The following is a 20,001-nucleotide window of genomic DNA, read 5'->3' on the forward strand; positions in this document are numbered from 1 at the left end:
AACCTAAAGCAAGCCGACAATACATGAGAGGATACGCTTAGATGTATCCGAGCACCGATGAGTAGGGGCGAAACAATGGCCAGGCAGATCCTGTTGGTAAACGGTCCGAACCTCAATATGCTCGGAACTCGCGAACCCGAGGTGTACGGTTCCGAAACGCTCGCTGACGTCGAAGCGCTTACCGCTCGTGTTGCCGCTGAGTTTGGCCATTCCGTACGTGCGGTGCAAAGCAATCACGAGGGTGTGCTCATCGATGCGATCCACGCTGCCCGCGAAGACTGCGCCGCAATCATCATCAACCCGGGTGGGCTCACCCACACCTCCGTCGTGCTGCGTGATGCTCTCTCAGCCGCGGCGCTGCCAGTAGCAGAGGTACACATCTCAAATGTGCACGCACGCGAAGAGTTTCGCCACCACTCCTACGTTTCGGGCATCGCTAGCTGCGTCGTTATCGGCTGTGGCGTGCAGGGCTACGAGTTTGCGGTGCGCAGGATCGCGGCACTGCTCGCTGGCTAGTTCTCGTCTGAACGGGTAGGCGATCCTCGCCGCCGTCTCGGCATAGGCACCAGAGCGGGCGTGCTGGCCCGATAAGCCTGGTAGTCGGGATCATCGCCCCATTTTCGCTGTGCTTTCTCTTCGAGCAGCGGGATTCCACTCACCTTGGTCAATAGCACGATCACAAACACTGGAGACAGCAGTGCAATCCACTGCCAGCCCTGCAACACTGGCACCGCGATGACCAACACTCCCACCCACAGCATAATCTCACCGAAGTAATTGGGGTGCCTCGAGACAGACCACAGTCCCGATTGAATGAACTTGCCCTTGTTACCAGGGTCAGCCTTAAACCGGCTCTTTTGCAGATCAGCCGTCACCTCAATACTGAAACCAATAGCCCAGATGGCGAGCCCCACCCACGTTGTCCAGTCGAGCGGAGCGCGTTCAGATGACGAGATGGAGATCCATGCTGCGGCGGCGGTGAGGCTCACCCAAAGGCCTTGCACAGTCCAAACGCCCAAGAATCGAATCTTCGAGGTCTTGATCTCATCGAAGCGATCATCGCGCCCCGATCGGCGATTGCGCATGAACAAGAAGCTGCCAAGGCGAGCGGCCCACACAATTACAATCGCGCCAAGGATAATGCTGCGCGGATCCAGTCCGGGCGAGAGCACCAGCAGCAAAATTGTGACCGAAATATAGGTGAGTGCTCCTGTTGCATCGAAGTAACGGTCGGTCTGCGCAATTGCTGCCGGAATATAAGCAAGCCACTGCACCACAAACGCGGCAATCACGGCGAGCGCAAAACCGGGAAGGTTGTTGGATCCGCCGAGCGTCCAACCGTGCTGGCTACCCGCAAAAGCAAGCAGCACGCCCAACACAGTAGCAATCACAATGAGCACCAGCGAGCGTGTTGTTTCTTTCTTCTGCGCCACAGTGTTTTGTGTCACGGTGTTCTCCTCCATGTCCCAATCCTCATTACCGTTGTCTCGTTGAGGCATACAGCTCTTCGATCACTTCGCCTGCTTGCTGCAGGAGCGCCTGCCGCTTCAGCTTCATAGTTGGGGTAACAAACTCAGCGAGCTGATCCGCCCCAACAAAAACCGCGGCCCACGTACCCACTCGTTCGGAAGGCAGGCCGCCCGCGTTGGCCGCATCGACCGCGTCCGAAAGCTGCTCCGTGAGACGCCCGTCTTGGCAGACCGTTATGCCCGGTTGCTGCAGGGCAGCGGGAGCAGCGTCTCCTCGCTCTGTAAACCACTCAGTCACCGCTTCTGAGTCCATCACGAGCAGACCCGTGAGAAACGGGCGATCAGTGCCAATAAGAACAGCGTGGGCAACGAGCGGGTGGGTTTCAACCGTCTGTTCCCAGTGCTCGGGCGAGATGGTTCGCCCAGTGGAGGTCACGATGACGTGCTTCAAACGGCCAACCAGTGTGAGTGAGCCGTCGGCACTCAGCCAGCCAAGATCTCCTGTGCGGAAGTAGCCATCGACAAAAGCGTCAGCATTGTGCGCCGGATTTCGGTACCCGGCGAACACTCCCACTCCCTGCGCGAGCACCTCCCCGTTCTCGGCGATCCTGACCGAGTTACCCGGCAGTGGTGGGCCAACAGATCCGGCGATGAGGGATCCCGGGCGCCCTCCCGTAAGCGGCGCGGTGGTTTCAGTGAGGCCGTATCCCTCGATCACGGGAACGCCGATTCCTCGGAAGAACCGCGCAAGCTCAGGGCGAAGGGTCGCGGCCCCAGAGAGCAGATATTCGATGCGGCCGCCCATTACCGAACGAAGGCGCTGATAGAAGACTCGGTCAAACACGGCTCGACGCAGGCGTAGTGATAGGGGAGCCCGAAGGGCAGTATCCCGGTCCGCCACCTCAAGATACTCGCCCCAGGCTACGGCGGCCCGATGGGCGGCCCGCCACAGCGGCTGGACGCGCTTCTCACGAGCCGCCGCAGCGGCAGCACCCTCGATCTTCTCAAGCACTCGCGGCACAACAACCAAAAAAGTTGGCTTCAGGATCGCGAGCGCCTGCACCACCTCTTTAGGATCTGAAAGGTGCGCGATCCGCATTCCGTTCGCAATACAGATGAGCTGAAGAGCCCGCCCCAGCACGTGAGTGAGCGGCAAAAAGAGGATCGTGTTTCCGCTTTCTTTTACGACCTCTGAGTAAGCGGCGGCAGTGTTCATCACCTGTCCGACCAGGTTGCGGTGGGTAATCACGGCGCCCTTTGGGTCCCCGGTCGTACCTGAGGTGTAGACGATCGTTGCGACGTCATCGAGGGTTGCATGCGCTCGCCTGCTCTGCATTTCGGAGTCGGAGATGTTGTTCCCCAGTTCAACAAGCCCCTGCAGGGAATACGTAGATCCCTCGTCCATCACCCAGACAGCGTTCGAATCGGCGGTACTCTGCTCCAGCCCCTCCGCACCCATCGCCCGAATGAGCCGCTCGCGGTGGTCCTCTGAACCAGCAAAGGCGAGCTTCGGTTGTGCGTCGGCAATGATCGCACTGAGCTGTTGGAGAGTGGCGGTGTCGTACACCGGCACCACAACGGCCCCGCAAACAGCGCGGCTTGGTCAACCACGGCCCACAGGTACTGCGTTGGGGCCATGATCATGATGGTGTCCCCTGCCGCAACACCGCTCGCAATGATCCCTTTTGCGAGGGCAGAAACCTCGCGCATGAACTCACGTGTGGTGATCTGTCTCCAGGGTTCATCAAGGGGCGCATCGTGCTCGCGTCGCTCGAACGCTATATGGTCCGGGGCCGCAGCATCCCGTCGCATCAACAAATCGGTGACGTTTGAGATGGCTTCGATGTTCACGCTCTGCGGAGCAGAAGCGTGCTTCGTAAGCGTCTGGCTACTGGTTTCTGGCTGACTCGTCACGCAACGAGCGTATCGAACACTCACTAGATAAGCTAGCGAAAATTTGGGGCTTGACGATTCCAATACTGTTTACGGGAGCAATGGGAATATATCAAACAGGGTTGGGTTGTGCGCGTGAACAAGCACCGCAAACACCACCGCGTCGAAGAGCAGGTGCACGGTCACGACGTAGCCGAGCGAGCGGGTTCGCAGAAAAATGTATCCCTGCACCAGCGCAAAAGGGATCGTGAGCATCGGGCCCCAGGCGCGGTAACCAAGTTCCCACAGAAACGAAACAAACACAATGGCCTGCAGCGCGTTTGCTACCCATACGGGAAAGTGGCGCAGCAACAGGGCAAAGACCGTGCAAATAAAGAATAGTTCATCCCAGATCCCGACGGCGCCCACACCGACAAAGAGCCGTGCAATCAGATCTGGGCTCGTGACCTCTGGCCAGTTTTGGTATACCCCGGAGCCAATAAAGTATGTGGGCAGGATCAGCCACCCCAGCACCAGCACGGCTACCAACCAGCTCCAGTGCAGAAACCCCCATTTGCCACCTGCACGCCAAGGAAAACCCGTTGCGCGATCCTTATAGATGTATCGAGAGATCAGGTAGGGCGCAAGCACCGCCCCGCCAAGCGCGAGCGTGAACTTCACCATCGACCAGGTGTCAAGCTGGGCCGCAAGGGGAATGAGGCGCACAATTGCGAGCCCCACCACGATCAGTGAGAGATCGCGAAGCAGCGAGGGCGTCAGCTCGCCGTTCGGCGTTTGCAGCTCATGCGGTCCGCTTCTATGCGCTGTGCACCATGCAAGCGCCAACCCCAATGCGGCGAGCGCGATCCCGAGCCAGATCGCATGGAGCACGAACCAGGCGGGAGCAGCGAGACACACGGTGAGTGCTGATATAAGCTGCAGCGGGCGCGCAGCGGTTCTCTGAACCTGAACCCCCGAATCGCGCATGCCCTGAGCCTAGCAATTCGCCTCTTCTGCGGCCCCTCAAGTCCGCATTGTCGGTGGCCCGCGATACCCTATTTCTCATGAGCAACATTGAGCCTGCCACCGGTGCCGCTACGCTCCACCCGGCCGATTCACACGACCGCATTCGTGTTCAGGGCGCCCGCGAGCACAATCTCAAGAATGTCAGCGTTGAGTTACCTAAACGACGCCTCACAGTGTTCACCGGCGTATCGGGGTCGGGCAAGAGCTCACTCGTATTCGCAACCATTGCGGCCGAGTCGCAGCGACTCATCAACGAAACCTATAGCGCATTTGTGCAGGGGTTCATGCCGAGCCAGAGTCGACCCGATGTCGACGTACTCGAGGGACTCACCACGGCAATCATTGTGGATCAAGAGCGCATGGGAGCAAACCCGCGTTCAACGGTCGGCACCGCGACCGATGTGAACGCCATGCTGCGCATCGTGTTCTCGCGGCTGGGCTCACCTCACATTGGCTCCCCTAACGCGTTCTCATTTAACGTGGCCTCGATCAGTGGTGCCGGCGCGGTCACCCTCGAAAAGGGCGGCAAAACAGTCAAGGAGCGCCGCAGCTTCGAGATCTTGGGTGGCATGTGCCCGGAGTGCGAGGGGCGCGGCACGGTAAGCGACTTCGCTCTTGATGAGCTCTACGATGCGGAGAAGTCCCTCGCTGAGGGGGCTCTCAAAGTTCCCGGTTTCAGCATGGACGGCTGGTACGGGCGCATTTTTGCGGTGGTGCTGCCGATGGACAAGCCAATTCGCAATTTCTCAGCCCAAGAACTTGAGATTTTGCTCCACAAGGAGCCCATCAAGGTAAAGGCCGAGGGGGTCAATGTCACCTATGAAGGCCTGATTCCGAGAATTCAGAAGTCGATGCTGTCGAAAGACAAGGAGGCGATGCAGCCGCACATTCGCGCCTTTGTGGATCGCGCGATCGTCTTCACCGCTTGCCCCATGTGCGATGGCACCCGTCTGAACGAAACCGCACGGTCCTCGAAGATCGACGGTGTCAGCATCGCCGACGCCTGCTCCATGCAGATCTCAGACCTCGCCGAGTGGGTTCGAGGCATTGCCGATCTCGGCTTGGCCCCGCTGATCGCCAAACTGCTCGACACGCTCGATTCATTTGTGCAGATCGGGCTCGGCTACCTGAGCCTCGATCGCCCAACCGGCACGCTGTCTGGCGGCGAATCGCAGCGCACCAAGATGATCCGCCACCTCGGTTCCAGCATCACCGATGCGACCTACGTCTTTGATGAGCCCTCGATCGGCCTGCACCCGCACGACATTCAGCGCATGAACCAGCTGCTGCTTAAGCTGCGCGACAAGGGCAACACGGTGCTCGTGGTGGAGCACAAACCCGAGATGATTGCGATTGGCGATCACGTTGTTGACCTTGGCCCGCGCGCCGGAGCCAACGGTGGCGAGATCTGTTTTGAGGGAACCGTTGACGATTTGCGAGCCTCAGACACGCTCACGGGTAGACATCTTGACGACCGGGCACAGTTGAAGAGCAGCACCAGACCCGCAGCCGGATCGATTGAGGTACGCGGCGCGCAGCAGCACAATCTGAAGAACGTAGACGTCGACATTCCGCTCGGTGTGCTGTGTGTCATTACCGGTGTCGCCGGTTCAGGCAAGAGCTCCCTCATTCACGGCAACGTGTCAGGGCGAGAAGAGGTTGTCGCTGTCGATCAGGGGGCGATCAAGGGGTCGCGCCGCTCCAACCCCGCCACCTACACTGGCTTGCTCGATCCGGTGCGCACCGCGTTTGCAAAGGCAAACGGAGTGAAACCCGCACTGTTCAGCGCAAACTCCGAGGGCGCCTGCCCCGAGTGTAAAGGGGCGGGCATCATCTTCACCGATCTCGGCATGATGGCGACAATGGAAAGCCCATGTGAGGTCTGCGAGGGGAAGCGCTTCGCTGCCGAGGTGCTGGAGTACAAACTCGGTGGCAAGAATATCGCCGAGGTGCTCGATCTCAGCATGGCTGACGCGCACGAGTTCTTTGCCGCCGCAGATTCCAAGGTTCCGAAGGCGGTGAAGATTCTCAGCGGCCTTGTCGATGTGGGACTCGGTTATCTTACGCTCGGGCAGCCTCTTTCGACGCTGTCGGGTGGTGAGCGCCAGCGCCTCAAGCTCGCGATCCACATGCTCGATGATGCCGAGGTCTACGTGCTCGACGAGCCCACCACCGGTCTGCACCTCGCCGACGTCGAGCAGTTGCTCGGCCTACTCGACCGCCTAGTTGATGCGGGCAAGAGTGTCATCGTCATCGAGCATCATCAGGCAGTCATGGCTCACGCCGATTGGATCATCGATATCGGCCCAGGGGCCGGCCAGCAGGGTGGCACCGTGGTCTTCGAGGGCACCCCGCAAGACCTCGTCATTTCGAGGTCGACCATTACTGGTGAACACCTTGCGGAGTATGTGGGAGCGGTGTAATTTCATAGCTACCCCGCGCCTCGCTACAGAATCACAACATCGATTTATCGTCCCGAAACGAGATCAGCAAGAACCTCGGCAGCGCGTTTCACGGCCAGACCAGCCGACTCGACGTTCTCATGTCTCATACGAAACGTCGGGCCAGCCACACTCAGTGCGGCGATAATCGCACCGTCCACTCCGTGCACAGGGGCAGCAACGACCGTGGCGTCGGGGTTATCAACGGCCTCTCGCACAACATACCCGACGTTGGGTGTACGCTCAGCAAACACTTCCCCGCCGCAGATCGATCGAGTGAGGCGGTCCTCCCCGCCCAGCCGTCAAACCCAACGTGGCGAATGGGCAGCGGACTCTGTACCTCTCTCAAAAACGTGCAGGTGTTCGAGGGTGTTGGAATGGCTAGGTAACTTGATTCGAGAGTTTCCTCGGTGAGTCTCTCCATGACGGGACCGGAGATATCCAGCAGCTGGGTGTCTCGGCTCGTAACAGCGGGCACTCGCGAATCAATAAAGCGCGACCCAAGGGCATACCTGCCGTCATCGGTGCGCCAAACGTACGACCACTGTTCGAGCGCTCGCAGCATTCTCATTGCGGTGCTAGCGGGCAGCTTACTCGCACGCGCAAGATCACTCAACCCAATCGGTTCACGCTCTGTAACCAGGGTCAGGATCTCAAGTGCACGATGAACAGACTGGGGGCCTCGCATGTTTACGACGCTAGCTGGAGTGTCTTCGTCTTCTTCGGGCACCGCCGACCTCCTCATCCGGATGGAATCGATTGCGACTCCCACGGTTCCCCATTCTAGGGTTCAATCGACCGCGATCGATTACGCAGAAACATCCCTTACCACGCGCGAAAATGCGGGTATCAACGCACGCGCAATATCCACGTCCCCTCGCAGGTCCCGATCTATCATGTCAGCAGGAAGCTGCTGAGCCAGCTCGATGAGGGCGCCAAGGGGCCCCGCATCAGCCCCTTCTGTTTCCTTCCTCAAGCGGATCGCACGCACCGCCACAATCATCTCGGCCGCCACCATCACCTCGTACCCTTCAATGGAGCGTTCGAGTTTTCCAAGTGCCGTTGGTGCAAACGTTGCGTCTTCCTCCACCCCACAAGAAAGCACTGCATTTTGTGTCGAGACGGGTGAGGCGCTGGCCATCACCTCCCCATAGCGCTTGCCGCCAGGTACTCGAGCACCATAGTTCCCGACGAGCCGCTGAGGTTTGGTGCCAGGAATCGTGGGAGCCCTGTGAAGGTGTCGTCATTCAGAAACCTGACGCGCGCAAGCAGCATTGGTGCGGTCTGCGCAAGACTCATCGAAGTCGCATCGAGTTCGTGCGCAAGCCACGCTTCAAAAAAAGCACCGTGGTGAACGGCGCTGCCGGAATCCTCAAAAAACCGAGGGTTCTCTTGCGCACTGTTGATCAGGGTCTCAGCGGCCTCAGTGAGCCGCCGAACACTGCTCGAGAGCACACTAATAACGGGCAGAAACCCCCTGAACGCAAACGGGTCCTGAATGCGCGAGGGATCCCATGTTGTGTCTCCGATCAGGGCAGCAATGAGGGCCGCGTTGTCTGCGGAAGCCGGGCTCGCCACCGCAAGAGCTGCCTGCCATGAGAACGCTGACGGGTTCGCCCGCAGCGCCCAGGCCGAGAGCACAAACGTAGCGATTGCCGCGTCGACAACACCCGCAAGGCGCGAAACTGTCAGGGCCGCACCACCAAGCGTGAATGCGTTCGAGCTCATGAACGGTAGCGCACTGTCAGATCGTATAGGGCCAATCGACTCAAAGGATCCAATTGTTGGGCGCTCACCGACCAAAGCAAGTGCGGTACCGGCAAGAGCGGGGAGATCCCCCGTTCCAATGCCGCCATACTTTCGGATCTCGGGGAGGGCGTTTGTGAGCAGCATTCGTTCGAGGCCATCGATCACGGTAGGGGCAACTCCCGATCCGGGATGCAGGAGTTGATTCAGACGAACGGCAAGCATTGCTCGGGTTGCATCTTCACCAACAGCTGGTCCTGCGTCGACCGCGTGGCTGCGCAGAAGGTTCATCCCGTGGGATTCGGGATCTCCCTCAGCGGATGCAGTTCGATTCGCGCCCACTCCCGTCGAACGGCCATAAACGGGTTGGTGTTTGGCGATCCTATTTGCTGTCAGATAGTACGCCTCAATGCTCTGCCTTGCCGCAGCCGAAACGCTCACCGCAGCGCCCTTGGCAATGGAAACAACGTGTTCCGCGGTCAATTTGGTCGGGAGAGTGATCATGTTTTTTCCTATTCGGGCACGAGCCGGCAGCTTGACGAGCGCCAACATTTACTACATTATGAAAATGTACTTTTTCGCCAGGTGACAATTTCACGTACACGAGTCATCATAGCCACAAGCCAACGAAGCCTGACGCAACAAATCGTTCAGCGAAATAGAAAGACAAAGATGTCAGCATGATTGAGTTCAAAAACGTCGTGAAGACCTACGACAACGGCCACACTGCAGTTTCAGATCTGTCGTTTACCGCCCCGACCGGCAAGATCACCGTTCTCGTCGGCCCCTCTGGTTGCGGGAAAACAACCACACTCCGAATGGTGAACCGCCTCATCGAGCAGAGTTCGGGATCAATCCTGCTCGACGGAGAGGACAACGCCAAGACAGACACGATTCGCATGCGGCGCAAAATTGGATATGTCATTCAGAACGCGGGGCTCTTTCCGCATCAGACAGTCCTCGACAACGTTTGCGCGGTTCCATTTCTCGAAAAACAGGAGAAAAAGGCGAGCCGCGAGCGCGCCTTAGAACTGTTGACCCTCGTAGGCCTCGATCAGAGCTACGCCAATCGTTACCCCTGGCAGTTATCCGGAGGCCAACAGCAGCGAGTCGGCGTGGCCCGAGCCCTCGCCGCCGATCCACCGTTCATGCTCATGGACGAACCGTTCAGCGCCGTTGATCCGATTGTGCGCAAACAGCTCCAGGCGGAGTTTCTCAAGATTCAGGCAAACCTCGCCAAAACCATTGTGATGGTCACGCACGACATCAACGAGGCCCTAAAGCTTGGCGACCAGATTGTTGTGTTGCAGGAGGGAGGCATTCTGGCCCAGATCGGCTCCCCCGCAGAGATCCTGGCCCACCCAGCAGGCCAGTTCGTTGCTGACTTTCTCGGAGAGTCACGCGGGTACCACGCCCTCAACTTCGAACAGATTTCGACGCTGCTGCTTGATGATTCCCCCAAGCTGCGTCTCGGCGATATCGCTCCGAGCCATCTTCACGGTTCTTGGGTGGTGGCGTGCGACGGCAACAATCGCCCGCTCGGGTGGACTCTCGCTGGGGATCGTCACGTTACGGCAGAAGACATTAACCTCTCCATGACCGTTCAGCATTCCACCGGCAACTTCAGGGAGCTGCTCGATGCCTCGCTGGCGAGCCCCAACGGTCGTGCAATCCTTACAGACGACAACGAGCAGTACCTCGGAACCCTCAGCTCCGAACTAGTGATGCAGCGCGCAACCCAATCGCTCCGGGCGGAAGAAACTCTCGCATGAACCTTGATTGGATCACAAACAACCTCGCCCTCATCGGCGATCTGACAGCAGCCCACCTCTGGCTCACGTTACTACCAACGGTCATTGGGCTGGTGCTCTCAATCCCGCTGGGATACCTCGCATTTACGCATCGCAAGTGGTACCCGACCATCGTTGGCGGCACGGGGCTGTTCTACACCATCCCCTCCCTTGCGCTCTTCATCCTGCTGCCAAAGCTGCTGGGAACCCAGGTGCTCAACCCGATGAACATCGTTGTAGCACTGGTCATCTACACGGTGGCGCTTCTCACACGGGTCGTCGCTGACGGGCTTGACTCTGTGTCACCAGACGCAGTGCAGGCAGCCACCGGCATCGGTTTCACTCGAGCAGAGACATTCTTCAAGATCCAGCTCCCGATCGCAGTCCCCGCTGTCATGAGCGGCCTCCGGGTCGTTGTTGTCTCAAATATTTCAATCGTCACAATGGCGGCCGTCATCGGCATTGCGCAGCTAGGATCCCTGTTCACGATGGGATTCACACGGCACCTGTTTGTGCCCATCGTCGTGGGGCTCGTTGCATGCCTTCTCCTTGCCCTCGTGCTTGATCGCCTGCTGGTACTGCTCGGCAGGGTCATGACCCCGTGGGGTCAGAAAGGAGCTCTGTAACGATGGATATCTTCGCTTGGCTCACAGATCCCGCGAACTGGTCGGGGCTCGGATCAATCCCGTTTCAAACGCTCATGCATTTGCTGTACTCGGCCATCACGCTGGTGATTGCTGCACTCATTGCCGTGCCCCTCGGCCTGTATGTTGGGCACACGGGCAAGGGCGAGAGCCTGATCATGGGCTCGGTCAATGCAATGCGAGCGTTACCGACGCTCGGCCTGTTAATTTTACTTGTGCTGCTGCTTGCGCCGAGGATCAGCAACAGTCTCGCCTTCGTTATCCCCTCTCTTGCCGTTTTGGTGCTGCTTGCGGTTCCTCCCATCCTCAGTGGGGTCGCGAGCGGGATCCGCGCGATTGACCGCTCGGTCATCGATGCGGCTCGAGGTATGGGCTACTCAACGAGCGAAATCATCTGGAAGATTGAAATGCCGTGCGCGCTCCCCCTGACTCTTTCTGGGGTTCGCGGAGCGACACTTCAGGTCGTTTCTACCGCAACCGTCGCCGCCTACGTGTCGCTCGACGGCCTCGGTCGGTTCATTATCGACGGGCGCGCCGCGAACGACTATGCAGAGATGGCCGGTGGCGCGATCCTGCTCGCGGCACTCGCGATCCTTTTGGAGCTTTCATTTTCCATCGTCAGCAAATTTGTCGTATCACCGGGACTCACCCGAAAACAAAAACGTCCTGCCGCGGCCGAGCAGTTCGAATCTGCAACGACAGCAATACAGGTTGTGTAGCCAGTCCATCCCCTTACACAAGGAAACAGCATGAATATTTTGAAGAAGAGAACCCTGTCCACTTTTGCCTTAGTTTCGGCCGCGCTGATATTGACGTCATGCAGCAGCAGTGATCCGATGGCAACGAGTAGGGGCGGTTCGTCAAACAGCGACACCGTAGTCGTTGGCTCGGCAGACTTTGCAGAGAGCCAGCTCATCGCCACGATCTACTCCCATGCCCTGCAAGACACGGGCATCAAGGTCGAGGAGAAACTCAACATCGGCAGCCGTGAGGTGTATATGGAGGCGCTGCGCGACGGTTCGATCAATTTGCTACCCGAATACAACGGTTATCTGCTTGGCGAGCTCGATGCTGACGCCGACACCTCGGATCGATCCACAATTGATGCGCAGCTCGCAAAACTGCTGGCTTCCGAGGGCATCGAGGTGCTCGATGCTTCGAAGGCCGAAAACACCGACGTTCTTGTTGTGGACCCCACGGTTGCCAAGCAGCACAAGCTAGAGAACATCTCTGATTTGCAACCAGTAGCGGGTGAGCTGGTGCTCGCGGGACCAGCCGAGTGGAAATCACGCTACGTAGGGCTCCCCGGTCTCGAAAAAGAGTACGGTCTCTCCTTCAAGGAATTCAAGGTGCTCGATGCGGGTGGGCCACTGACACTCTCTGCTCTGCAGAACGGGCAAGCTCAGGTTGGTGATCTCTTCAGCACCGACCCAGCAATCGAAGAGTCAAAGCTTGTCACGCTCGTCGACGACAAGGGCCTGTTCTTGCCAGCGAACATCCTCCCTGTGATCCGCAAGGACGCCGCAAGCAAAGAGGTCACAGAAGTGCTCAATAGGGTCTCAGCGTCGCTCACCACCGAAGACCTGATGCACATGAACGGCCGCATCGCAGCCGGAGACGACTTTGGAGCAATCGCCGACGATTGGCTCAAGGAGAACTAGCTACTTCCACACCGACAAGCCCTGATCTCGTCGAGATCAGGGCTTGTCGGTGTGGAAGGGGCTAGCGGGCACACTACCCGAACTGGTTGATCGCTCGGATCAGGCGGTGTAGCTCTCCGACCGCCCGGGGCGCGGAGTCAAGATGATGCGCGGGAGCGCCAAAAGATCTCGCTCGTCTCGCTCCACCTCTAACGGTTCGGTCCGTTCGATACCGCCTTCAAGACACAGTCCCGAGAAGTGGTCGTTCAGACTCGTCATTTCTGCGTCGCTCAGTTCCCTGTTCAATCGGAGAATCAGGCGGTCCCCCACCCAACGCAGCGAGTCATAGTTGCGCCAGAACCCCGTGATCTCAGCAATGGCATCTTCAACCGAGTCGGTAATCAGCACACGATCAAGATCGTCGATGGAGATCATGCCCGTTCCGGCCATCTCTTTCATCGCGAACTGAGCAAACCCTCGCCAGAAACTGCCCCCGGGGCGATCAAGCAACACGATCGGCACTGGGATCATTTTACCGGTCTGCTGCAGCGTGAGCAGTTCAAGCGTTTCGTCAAGTGTGCCAAAGCCGCCGGGCAGGCATACAAACCCACTCGACTCTTTCACCAGCATGAGCTTGCGAGTGAAGAAGTATTTCATCGAGACGAGGCGGTCCTTCTCAGCAACCGTCGCGTTGGGCTGCTCCTCGAACGGCAGACGAATCGATACCCCCAACGAGTGTTCCGATCCTGCCCCCGTCGCGGCAGCCTCCATAATTCCGGGCCCTGCACCGGTCACCACAAACCACCCCTGATCGGCAAGGCCCGAGCGGTGGCCTCAGCACTCAGCCAGAGCGGATCATTGGCATGCGTGCGAGCCGATCCAAAAATCGACACTTTGGGCACCCCGTGGTGCGGCGCAAACAGTCGGAACGCCGCACGCATCTCTTCAAGCGCAGCGGCCGTGATCTTGATGTCGAGCCGGCCAGCCTCATCTTGGCCGAGGCCGATTCCCGCCGCCAGAATGCGTCGGATCAGGCCGCGCTGATCCGTAATTCCGGCCTCGGTCATGAGCGAGGTGATGGCCTCGTTCAGAGCTTCAGTCTGGGTCTCGTTCATCAGCTTCTCCACGTTCCCAGTCTAGGCAAACGGGCTTGCTGAGCACGGCAAACACACCACAGCGTTCACCATGAGCGTCCAGCCGATCGCGTCAGACGACCTCGGCGTCGTTGGCTGCCGCGTACTCCTCAGGTGTCTGCAGCGGGCCGAGCTCGGTGACGGCGACCTTGAACAGCCAGCCCGTACCGTAGGGCTCCGCGTTGATCATCGCGGGATCGGCCACGGCCGCGTCGTTCACCTCGATGACTTCGCCCGTCGCGGGCGAATACAGTTCTGACGTCGACTTGGTCGACTCAATCTCACCGCAGACTTCGCCGGCCGTGACCGTGGAGCCAACCTCGGGCAGCTCGACGTACACAACCTCACCGAGCGCGTCGACCGCGACCTCTGAGACCCCACGACCGCCGGGCTCTCGTCGTTGATCCACTCGTGCTCGACCGAGTACTTTAGTCCGCTGCGCACTGTGCTCATGTGTTGCTCTTTTCTGTGTTGTTTGAGTTGTCGAAGAAGGGGTGAGGATCGGTGTGGCGTGGCTACACCGACCGCGTGTAGAACGGCAGTTTGACGACTTCGAAAGGCTGTGGTTTACCCCGCAGATCAACCTCGAGTGCGGTGCCGGGCTCCGCGAACTCGGGCCGTACGTAGGCGAGCGCGATCGGGTACTCAAGGGTGGGGCTCAGTAGGCCACTTGTGATCTCACCAACGACTTCGTCGCCCAAGACAACCGCATACCCAGCCCGGCCAGCGCGCCGACCGGATCCGCGCAGCCCCACGAGCGCCCGTTCGGGTCTCGCTTCTCGCATAGCCTCCAGCGCCGCGCGCCCCACAAAAGGCTCCGGTTTTTTGAACGAGACGACCGCCCCAAGCCCTGCCTCAAACGGATTCGTCGTGAGGCTGAGTTCGTTGCCGTACAGTGGCATGCCCGCCTCAAGCCGCAGGGAATCCCGCGTCGCAAGTCCCGCCGGGATCAGTCCGAATGACTCGCCCGCCGAGAGCAGCGCCCGCCACAGCTCAACGGCTCGCTCGTTCGGTACATACAGTTCAAAGCCGTCCTCTCCCGTGTAGCCGGTGCGCGCGAGCAGCACATCGATGCCTGCCACGCGCGCCTCTTCGGCAGAGTAATACTTCATGTCGAGGGAGGCCCGCTGTTCGGGTGCCATGATTCCCTGCAGGATCGCCACTGTCTTTGGCCCCTGCACCGCAATCAGGCTGGTCTCGGTAGAGACATCACGCACTTGCACATCAAAGCCGCTTGCCCGCCCCGCAGCGCCACCACCACCGTCTCAACGTTGCCTGCGTTCGGCACAACCAGAAACTTTTCGTCAGCGAGCCGATAGCAGATGAGATCGTCAATGATGCCGCCGCCCTCATCACAGAGCAACGAATACTTGGCCCGACCCACGGCAACCGCGGCAAAGTTGCTTACAAGCGCGGTGTTCATAAACGCGACAGCGTCGGGCCCTCAACCCACACCTCGCCCATATGCGAAAGGTCAAACAGTCCGGCGACCTCGCGCACAGCGCGGTGCTCCGCAAGTTCCGAGCCGTAACGCAGCGGCATGTCCCAGCCACCAAAGTCGGTGAAGTGCGCGTCGAGCTTTTGGTGTTCGGCGTGCAGCGGAGTTTGTTTCAGCGTGGTCGTTGTCGCCGTAGTCGCCTCAGTCATGATGCGGTCCCTTCGAAGGCCTCGGGTGGCGGACACGAACACACGAGGTTGCGGTCGCCGTGTGCGTTGTCGATCCTGCCCACCGGAGGAAAATACTTGTCGACACGCAGCCGCGCTACCGGGTACGCGGCCTGCTCACGCGAGTAGGCCCGATCCCAGTCGTCTGCGGTGACCACCCGGCGGTATGCGGCGCGTTCCGCAACGGCGAGGCCTCAAGCGTGAAGTCGCCCGCAATCACCTGGTCAATCTCGGCGCGGATCGTGCGCATCGCCTCAATAAACCGCTCGATCTCACCGAGGTCCTCCGATTCCGTTGGCTCAACCATCAGTGTGCCCGGCACGGGGAAGGCGAGTGTTGGGGCGTGGAAGCCGAAGTCGATCAGGCGCTTCGCCACGTCTTCCGCGGTCACCCCCGACTTCGCGGTGAGCTCACGCAGATCAAGGATGCACTCGTGGGCAACAAGTCCGTGATTTCCGGTGAACAGCACGGGGAACACGTCTGTGAGTCGGGAGGCGATGTAGTTCGCGTTCAGCAGTGCGGTCTTGGTCGCCTTCGTCAGCCCAGCGCCGCCCATCATCGCGATGTACGCGTACGAAATCGGCAGCACCCCGCCGACCCGAAGAGCGTCGCCACAACCGGCGCTCCGCCGACCTGGTGGATCGCTGTCGGATCGCTCGGCAAAAACGGCAGCAAATGCTCTGCTACACCGATCGGACCAACCCCGGCCCACCACCACCGTGCGGAATCGCAAATGTCTTGTGTAGATTGAGGTGCGACACGTCGCCACCGAAGCGTCGGGGCTGTGCGAGACCTACCAGAGCGTTCATGTTTGCACCATCGATGTAGACCTGTCCACCAGCCGCGTGCACCAGTTCACACACGTCACGCACGTCGGTGTCGTAGACACCATAGGTCGACGGGTAGGTGATCATGATCGCGGCGAGCGCGTCACGATTCGCCTTGATCTTTTCGGTGAGATCTGCGAGGTCGATCGTGCCGGTCTCGGTGTTCTTCACCACAACAACCCGCATGCCGGCGAGCACCGCCGAGGCGGCGTTGGTGCCGTGGGCAGACGCCGGGATCAGGCAGACATCACGATCTTTGTCGCCGTTCGCCAGGTGATACCCGCGAATCGCGTGCAGCCCGGCGTACTCCCCCTGAGCGCCCGAGTTTGGTTGCACCGAAACCCCCGCGTAGCCAGTGATCTCAACGAGCCAACTCTCCAGTTCAGCGATCAGGTCCCGCCAGCCTGCGCTCTGCTCGGCGGGTACGTAGGGGTGGACGCCCGCGAACTCAGGCCACGAGATCGACTCCATCTCGGCTGCAGAGTTGAGCTTCATGGTGCACGATCCAAGCGGGATCATCGTGCGGTCCAGCGCGAGATCGCGGTCCGCGAGTCGGCGCAGATACCGCATCATCTGCGTTTCTGAGCGGATCGAGTGGAATACCGGGTGGGTCAGGTAGTTGCTCGTGCGGGTGAGCGCGGCGTCGAAGCCGTAGTCGCCGGGTGTCGCGCGCTCGGTTACCGTCACCCCGAATGCCTCAGCAACGGCCTCGATGTGAGCCGCTGTGGTGGTCTCGTCGGTCGAGATGCCAACGGTGTCTGCGTCAACGCGGCGCAGGTTGATCCCTGCCTCTGCCGCTCGCGCGATCACGGCGTCGGCTTCGCCCGGCACGGCGGCAAACACTGTGTCGAAGAACGAACCAGAAGCCAGCGGGATCCCGGCCGTGCTCAGCGCTGCCGCCAGCGTGCGGGCGTGCGCGTGGGTGCGCTCGGCGATCCCCTTCAGCCCGCCCGCACCGTGGTACACCGCGTACATCGACGCCGTGATCGCGAGCAGCGCCTGCGCGGTGCAGATGTTGCTCGTGGCGCGCTCACGGCGAATGTGCTGCTCGCGGGTCTGCAGTGCAAGTCGGTACGCGGGGCACCGGTGGAGTCCTTCGAGACACCGACAAGTCGCCCGGGCAGTGAGCGCTCAAGCCCTCGCGAATCGCGAGGTACGCCGCGTGCGGCCCACCAAAAAAGAGCGGCACCCCAAAGCGCTGCGTGTTGCCGACGGCGACATCGGCCCCCTGCTCGCCGGGTGGGGTGATGAGCGTGAGCGCGAGCAGATCCGCAATCACCGTGGCCATCGCGCCGCGATCCCTCGCCTCCGCGATCACGGCCGCGTGATCCACCACCGCACCATCGTTGCCGGGCTGCTGCAGCACGATACCGCTGATGTCTCCGTCGGGCAGTCCCTGGGTGAGGTCCGCGACCTCAACCTCGATGCCGAGCGCTTCCGCGCGGCCCCGCACCACCGCGATGGTCTGCGGAAAGATGTTTGCGTCAAGCACCGTCTTCGCCGTCGCGGGCGCCTTTTTGTTCGCGCGTCGCATCAGCAGCACGGCCTCAGCGGTCGCGGAGGATTCGTCGAGCATCGACGCGTTTGCGATGGTCAACCCGGTGAGATCCGTGACCATCGTCTGGAAGTTCAGCAGAGCTTCGAGCCGGCCCTGCGAAATCTCGGGCTGGTAGGGCGTGTAGGCCGTGTACCAGGCGGGGCTCTCGAGCACGTTGCGGCGGATCACGGGCGGTGTGTGGGTGCCGTAGAAGCCCTGGCCGATCATCTGGGTGTGCGTCGTGTTGCGATCCGCAAAGCCGCGCAGCCTTGCGAGGATCTGCTCCTCGCTCAGGCCGTCAGCCAGTTGCAGCGGTTCGTCGCGCCTGATGGAGTGTGGCACGGCGGCGTCCGTCAGTTCATCGAGGCTGCCGTAGCCGAGGCGCTCCAGCATGGTCGTCGTGTCGTCGAGGCTCGTCACTCCGATGTGCCGATCGGCAAAGGGGCGATTGGTGGGGGTAATGGTCACGGGATCTCCAGGAGTAGCGTCGCGCGGGCGCGACTAATGGTGATCCTCCCCACTCTGTTGGGAACCTGAGAGATTCGAAAGCTTCGAGTGTCTTGCGGAGCTTCCTTGCACCGTCGGTGAGTCTGCGACGCGAGCGACGCACACTACTTTCCAGAGTTGCCTTGCCATAGCGGTACGGATGCCTGAGAGATTCCCGGGGAGGTATTGCTCCTTCGGCGCCGGGTGCAAGCCCCGGACTCTCCCGCCATAGCTCAGCGGCCTATATTCACGAGTGCTGCCAGCCTATACCAGCGTGGCCCTTGGTGAAGCCCCGGTGCCGCCCTTAACACGGCCTCGATGCGGCTTCGCCGCTGCCTCGATACGGCCTCGACACGGCCTCGACGCACCGGGAGACCCGCAAACCCCACGCAATCCCTGCACGAGAGCTCACTTTTACATGTTTTTTACTTCTAGAAACATGTAAAAGTGAGCTCTCGGATGGGTCGTGTGGCGCAGCAGCGCGCGGCTCGGGGCGCCGAGTCTCGAGGCTCAGAACTCAGAACTCAGAACTCAAGACTCAAGACTCAAGACTCAAGACTCAAGACTCAAGACAAACCTACGGCGTGAACACGTCAGGCGCGCCCGACTCCGACGCGGGCATCTCGGCGGCGATGCGGTTCGCCTCTTCGATCAGCGTCGCGACGATCTCGCTCTCGGGCACGGTCTTAATGACCTCTCCCTTCACAAAGATCTGGCCTTTGCCGTTGCCCGACGCAACCCCCAGATCGGCCTCGCGGGCCTCGCCGGGACCGTTCACAACACAGCCCATCACGGCAACGCGCAGCGGCACGCTCATGCCCTCGAGACCCTTCGTGACCTCTTCGGCGAGAGTGTACACATCGACCTGCGCACGCCCGCACGAGGGGCACGACACGATCTCAAGCTTGCGCTCGCGCAGGTTCAGCGACTGCAGAATCTGCAGACCAACCTTCACCTCTTCGACGGGGGTGCCGAGAGCGACACACGAATCGTGTCGCCGATGCCCTCGGAGAGCAGAATGCCAAACGCGGTTGCACTCTTGATCGTGCCCTGGAACGCCGGGCCCGCCTCAGTCACACCGAGGTGCAGCGGCCAGTCGCCACGCTCTGCCAGCTGGCGGTACGCCTTGACCATCACAATCGGGTCGTTGTGCTTCACCGAAATCTTGAAGTCGTGGAAGTCGTGTTCTTCGAACAACGACGCCTCCCACACGGCACTCTCAACGAGCGCTTCGGGGGTTGCCTTGCCGTACTTTTGCAGCAGCCGAGGGTCGAGGGATCCAGCGTTCACGCCGATCCTGATCGAAGTGCCCGCGGCCTTGGCCCGCTTGGCGATCTCGGCAATCTGGTCGTCAAACTTGCGAATGTTGCCGGGGTTCACGCGAACCGCCGCGCAGCCCGCGTCGATCGCCGCGAAGACGTAGGCCGGCTGGAAGTGGATGTCGGCGATGACCGGAATCTGGCTCTTCATCGCGATGATGGGCAACGCCTCGGCGTCGTCGCGCGACGGACACGCCACACGCACGATGTCGCACCCCGACGCCGTAAGCTCTGCGATTTGCTGCAGGGTCGCGTTGATATCGGTCGTCGGAGTGGTGGTCATCGACTGCACCGACACCGGGGCGTTGCCACCGACCATAACTGAACCGACTTTGATCTCACGCGACTTGCGCCGCGGCGCAAGAACTTCGGGGACCTTCGGCATTCCTAAATTGACTGCTGCCAC

The 20,001-nt window shown here is 60.3% G+C and carries 10 protein-coding genes, 8 pseudogenes and 2 riboswitches; of the genes and pseudogenes, 6 read left to right on the forward strand and 12 right to left on the reverse strand.

Annotated features, from left to right (window positions below; all coding sequences use genetic code 11):
• Positions 1-75 precede the first annotated feature (75 nt).
• Positions 76-516 carry a type II 3-dehydroquinate dehydratase gene (aroQ, locus tag G7066_RS11610; protein WP_166331252.1) on the forward strand — a complete coding sequence of 147 codons (441 nt, stop codon included), beginning with the start codon at positions 76-78 and terminating at the stop codon, positions 514-516.
• Here the strand turns inward: aroQ and G7066_RS11615 are convergent.
• From G7066_RS11615 to G7066_RS11625, 4 genes and pseudogenes are all read right to left on the reverse strand, one after another.
• Entirely contained in the window at positions 513-1,463 is a 951-nt protein-coding gene (locus G7066_RS11615; protein WP_166331254.1) for a DUF1295 domain-containing protein, read from the reverse strand. The two genes, aroQ and G7066_RS11615, sit on opposite strands and share 4 nt — an antisense overlap.
• A gap of 13 nt (positions 1,464-1,476) precedes the next feature.
• Entirely contained in the window at positions 1,477-2,058 is a 582-nt protein-coding gene (locus tag G7066_RS17960) for a hypothetical protein (RefSeq protein WP_425280773.1), read from the reverse strand.
• Positions 2,059-2,082: 24 nt separating this feature from the next.
• Positions 2,083-3,281 (reverse strand): annotated as a pseudogene (locus G7066_RS17965) (AMP-binding protein); the annotation flags it as partial.
• 171 nt (positions 3,282-3,452) lie between these two features.
• Positions 3,453-4,328 carry a CPBP family intramembrane glutamic endopeptidase gene (locus tag G7066_RS11625; protein ID WP_166331256.1) on the reverse strand — a complete coding sequence of 292 codons (876 nt, stop codon included), beginning with the start codon at positions 4,326-4,328 and terminating at the stop codon, positions 3,453-3,455.
• A 77-nt stretch (positions 4,329-4,405) separates the two neighbouring features.
• On the opposite strand from G7066_RS11625, the gene G7066_RS11630 reads away from it, so the two are divergent.
• Positions 4,406-6,790 (forward strand): ATP-binding cassette domain-containing protein, encoded by a 2,385-nt coding sequence (locus G7066_RS11630; RefSeq protein WP_166331258.1) that lies wholly within the window; start codon positions 4,406-4,408, stop codon positions 6,788-6,790.
• 44 nt (positions 6,791-6,834) lie between these two features.
• Here the strand turns inward: G7066_RS11630 and G7066_RS11635 are convergent, their stop codons facing one another.
• The 3 genes and pseudogenes from G7066_RS11635 to G7066_RS11650 form a co-directional block, all read right to left on the reverse strand.
• A complete protein-coding gene (locus tag G7066_RS11635) occupies positions 6,835-7,062 on the reverse strand; it encodes an IclR family transcriptional regulator domain-containing protein (protein ID WP_244302958.1) in 228 nt (75 codons plus the stop codon).
• 275 nt (positions 7,063-7,337) lie between these two features.
• Positions 7,338-7,553 (reverse strand): annotated as a pseudogene (locus G7066_RS17970) (helix-turn-helix domain-containing protein); the annotation flags it as partial.
• 63 nt (positions 7,554-7,616) lie between these two features.
• Positions 7,617-9,106 (reverse strand): annotated as a pseudogene (locus G7066_RS11650) (aromatic amino acid lyase).
• A gap of 128 nt (positions 9,107-9,234) precedes the next feature.
• Between G7066_RS11650 and G7066_RS11655 the strand changes: the two are divergent.
• From G7066_RS11655 to G7066_RS11670, 4 genes are all read left to right on the forward strand, one after another.
• Positions 9,235-10,326 carry an ABC transporter ATP-binding protein gene (locus tag G7066_RS11655; protein ID WP_166331268.1) on the forward strand — a complete coding sequence of 364 codons (1,092 nt, stop codon included), beginning with the start codon at positions 9,235-9,237 and terminating at the stop codon, positions 10,324-10,326.
• Positions 10,323-10,970 carry an ABC transporter permease gene (locus tag G7066_RS11660; protein WP_166331270.1) on the forward strand — a complete coding sequence of 216 codons (648 nt, stop codon included), beginning with the start codon at positions 10,323-10,325 and terminating at the stop codon, positions 10,968-10,970. Before G7066_RS11655 ends, G7066_RS11660 begins: the two co-directional genes overlap by 4 nt.
• A 2-nt stretch (positions 10,971-10,972) precedes the next feature.
• A complete protein-coding gene (locus G7066_RS11665; RefSeq protein WP_205881442.1) occupies positions 10,973-11,707 on the forward strand; it encodes an ABC transporter permease in 735 nt (244 codons plus the stop codon).
• Between the two features lie 117 nt (positions 11,708-11,824).
• Positions 11,825-12,649, forward strand: a complete 825-nt coding sequence (locus tag G7066_RS11670; RefSeq protein WP_244302959.1) for an ABC transporter substrate-binding protein — start codon at positions 11,825-11,827, stop codon at positions 12,647-12,649.
• A 73-nt stretch (positions 12,650-12,722) separates the two neighbouring features.
• Here G7066_RS11670 and G7066_RS11675 read toward each other — a convergent pair.
• From G7066_RS11675 to ispG, 5 pseudogenes are all read right to left on the reverse strand, one after another.
• Positions 12,723-13,743, reverse strand: a pseudogene (locus G7066_RS11675) (LOG family protein).
• 91 nt (positions 13,744-13,834) lie between these two features.
• Positions 13,835-14,214 (reverse strand): annotated as a pseudogene (gene gcvH, locus G7066_RS11680) (glycine cleavage system protein GcvH).
• A 62-nt stretch (positions 14,215-14,276) separates the two neighbouring features.
• A pseudogene (gcvT, locus tag G7066_RS11685) lies at positions 14,277-15,408 on the reverse strand (glycine cleavage system aminomethyltransferase GcvT).
• Positions 15,405-18,258 (reverse strand): annotated as a pseudogene (gene gcvP, locus G7066_RS17095) (aminomethyl-transferring glycine dehydrogenase). Before gcvP ends, gcvT begins: the two co-directional pseudogenes overlap by 4 nt.
• 44 nt (positions 18,259-18,302) lie before the next feature.
• Positions 18,303-18,417: riboswitch (glycine riboswitch) on the reverse strand.
• 1 nt (position 18,418) lies between these two features.
• Positions 18,419-18,512, reverse strand: a riboswitch (glycine riboswitch).
• A gap of 341 nt (positions 18,513-18,853) precedes the next feature.
• A pseudogene (ispG, locus tag G7066_RS11695) lies at positions 18,854-20,001 on the reverse strand (flavodoxin-dependent (E)-4-hydroxy-3-methylbut-2-enyl-diphosphate synthase).

The organism is Leucobacter coleopterorum (genome assembly GCF_011382985.1).
In the GTDB taxonomy this organism is placed as follows: domain Bacteria; phylum Actinomycetota; class Actinomycetes; order Actinomycetales; family Microbacteriaceae; genus Leucobacter; species Leucobacter coleopterorum.

Excerpts from the sequence above, each read along its gene's own strand:
- G7066_RS11660 (WP_166331270.1), top strand. The coding sequence starts at position 10,323 with ATGAACCTTGATTGGATCACAAACAACCTCGCCCTCATCGGCGATCTG.
- G7066_RS11625 (WP_166331256.1), bottom strand. The coding sequence starts at position 4,328 with ATGCGCGATTCGGGGGTTCAGGTTCAGAGAACCGCTGCGCGCCCGCTG.
- G7066_RS11630 (WP_166331258.1), top strand. The coding sequence starts at position 4,406 with ATGAGCAACATTGAGCCTGCCACCGGTGCCGCTACGCTCCACCCGGCC.
- G7066_RS11655 (WP_166331268.1), top strand. The coding sequence starts at position 9,235 with ATGATTGAGTTCAAAAACGTCGTGAAGACCTACGACAACGGCCACACT.
- G7066_RS11615 (WP_166331254.1), bottom strand. The coding sequence starts at position 1,463 with ATGGAGGAGAACACCGTGACACAAAACACTGTGGCGCAGAAGAAAGAA.
- G7066_RS11670 (WP_244302959.1), top strand. The coding sequence starts at position 11,825 with ATGGCAACGAGTAGGGGCGGTTCGTCAAACAGCGACACCGTAGTCGTT.
- aroQ (WP_166331252.1), top strand. The coding sequence starts at position 76 with ATGGCCAGGCAGATCCTGTTGGTAAACGGTCCGAACCTCAATATGCTC.
- G7066_RS11665 (WP_205881442.1), top strand. The coding sequence starts at position 10,973 with ATGGATATCTTCGCTTGGCTCACAGATCCCGCGAACTGGTCGGGGCTC.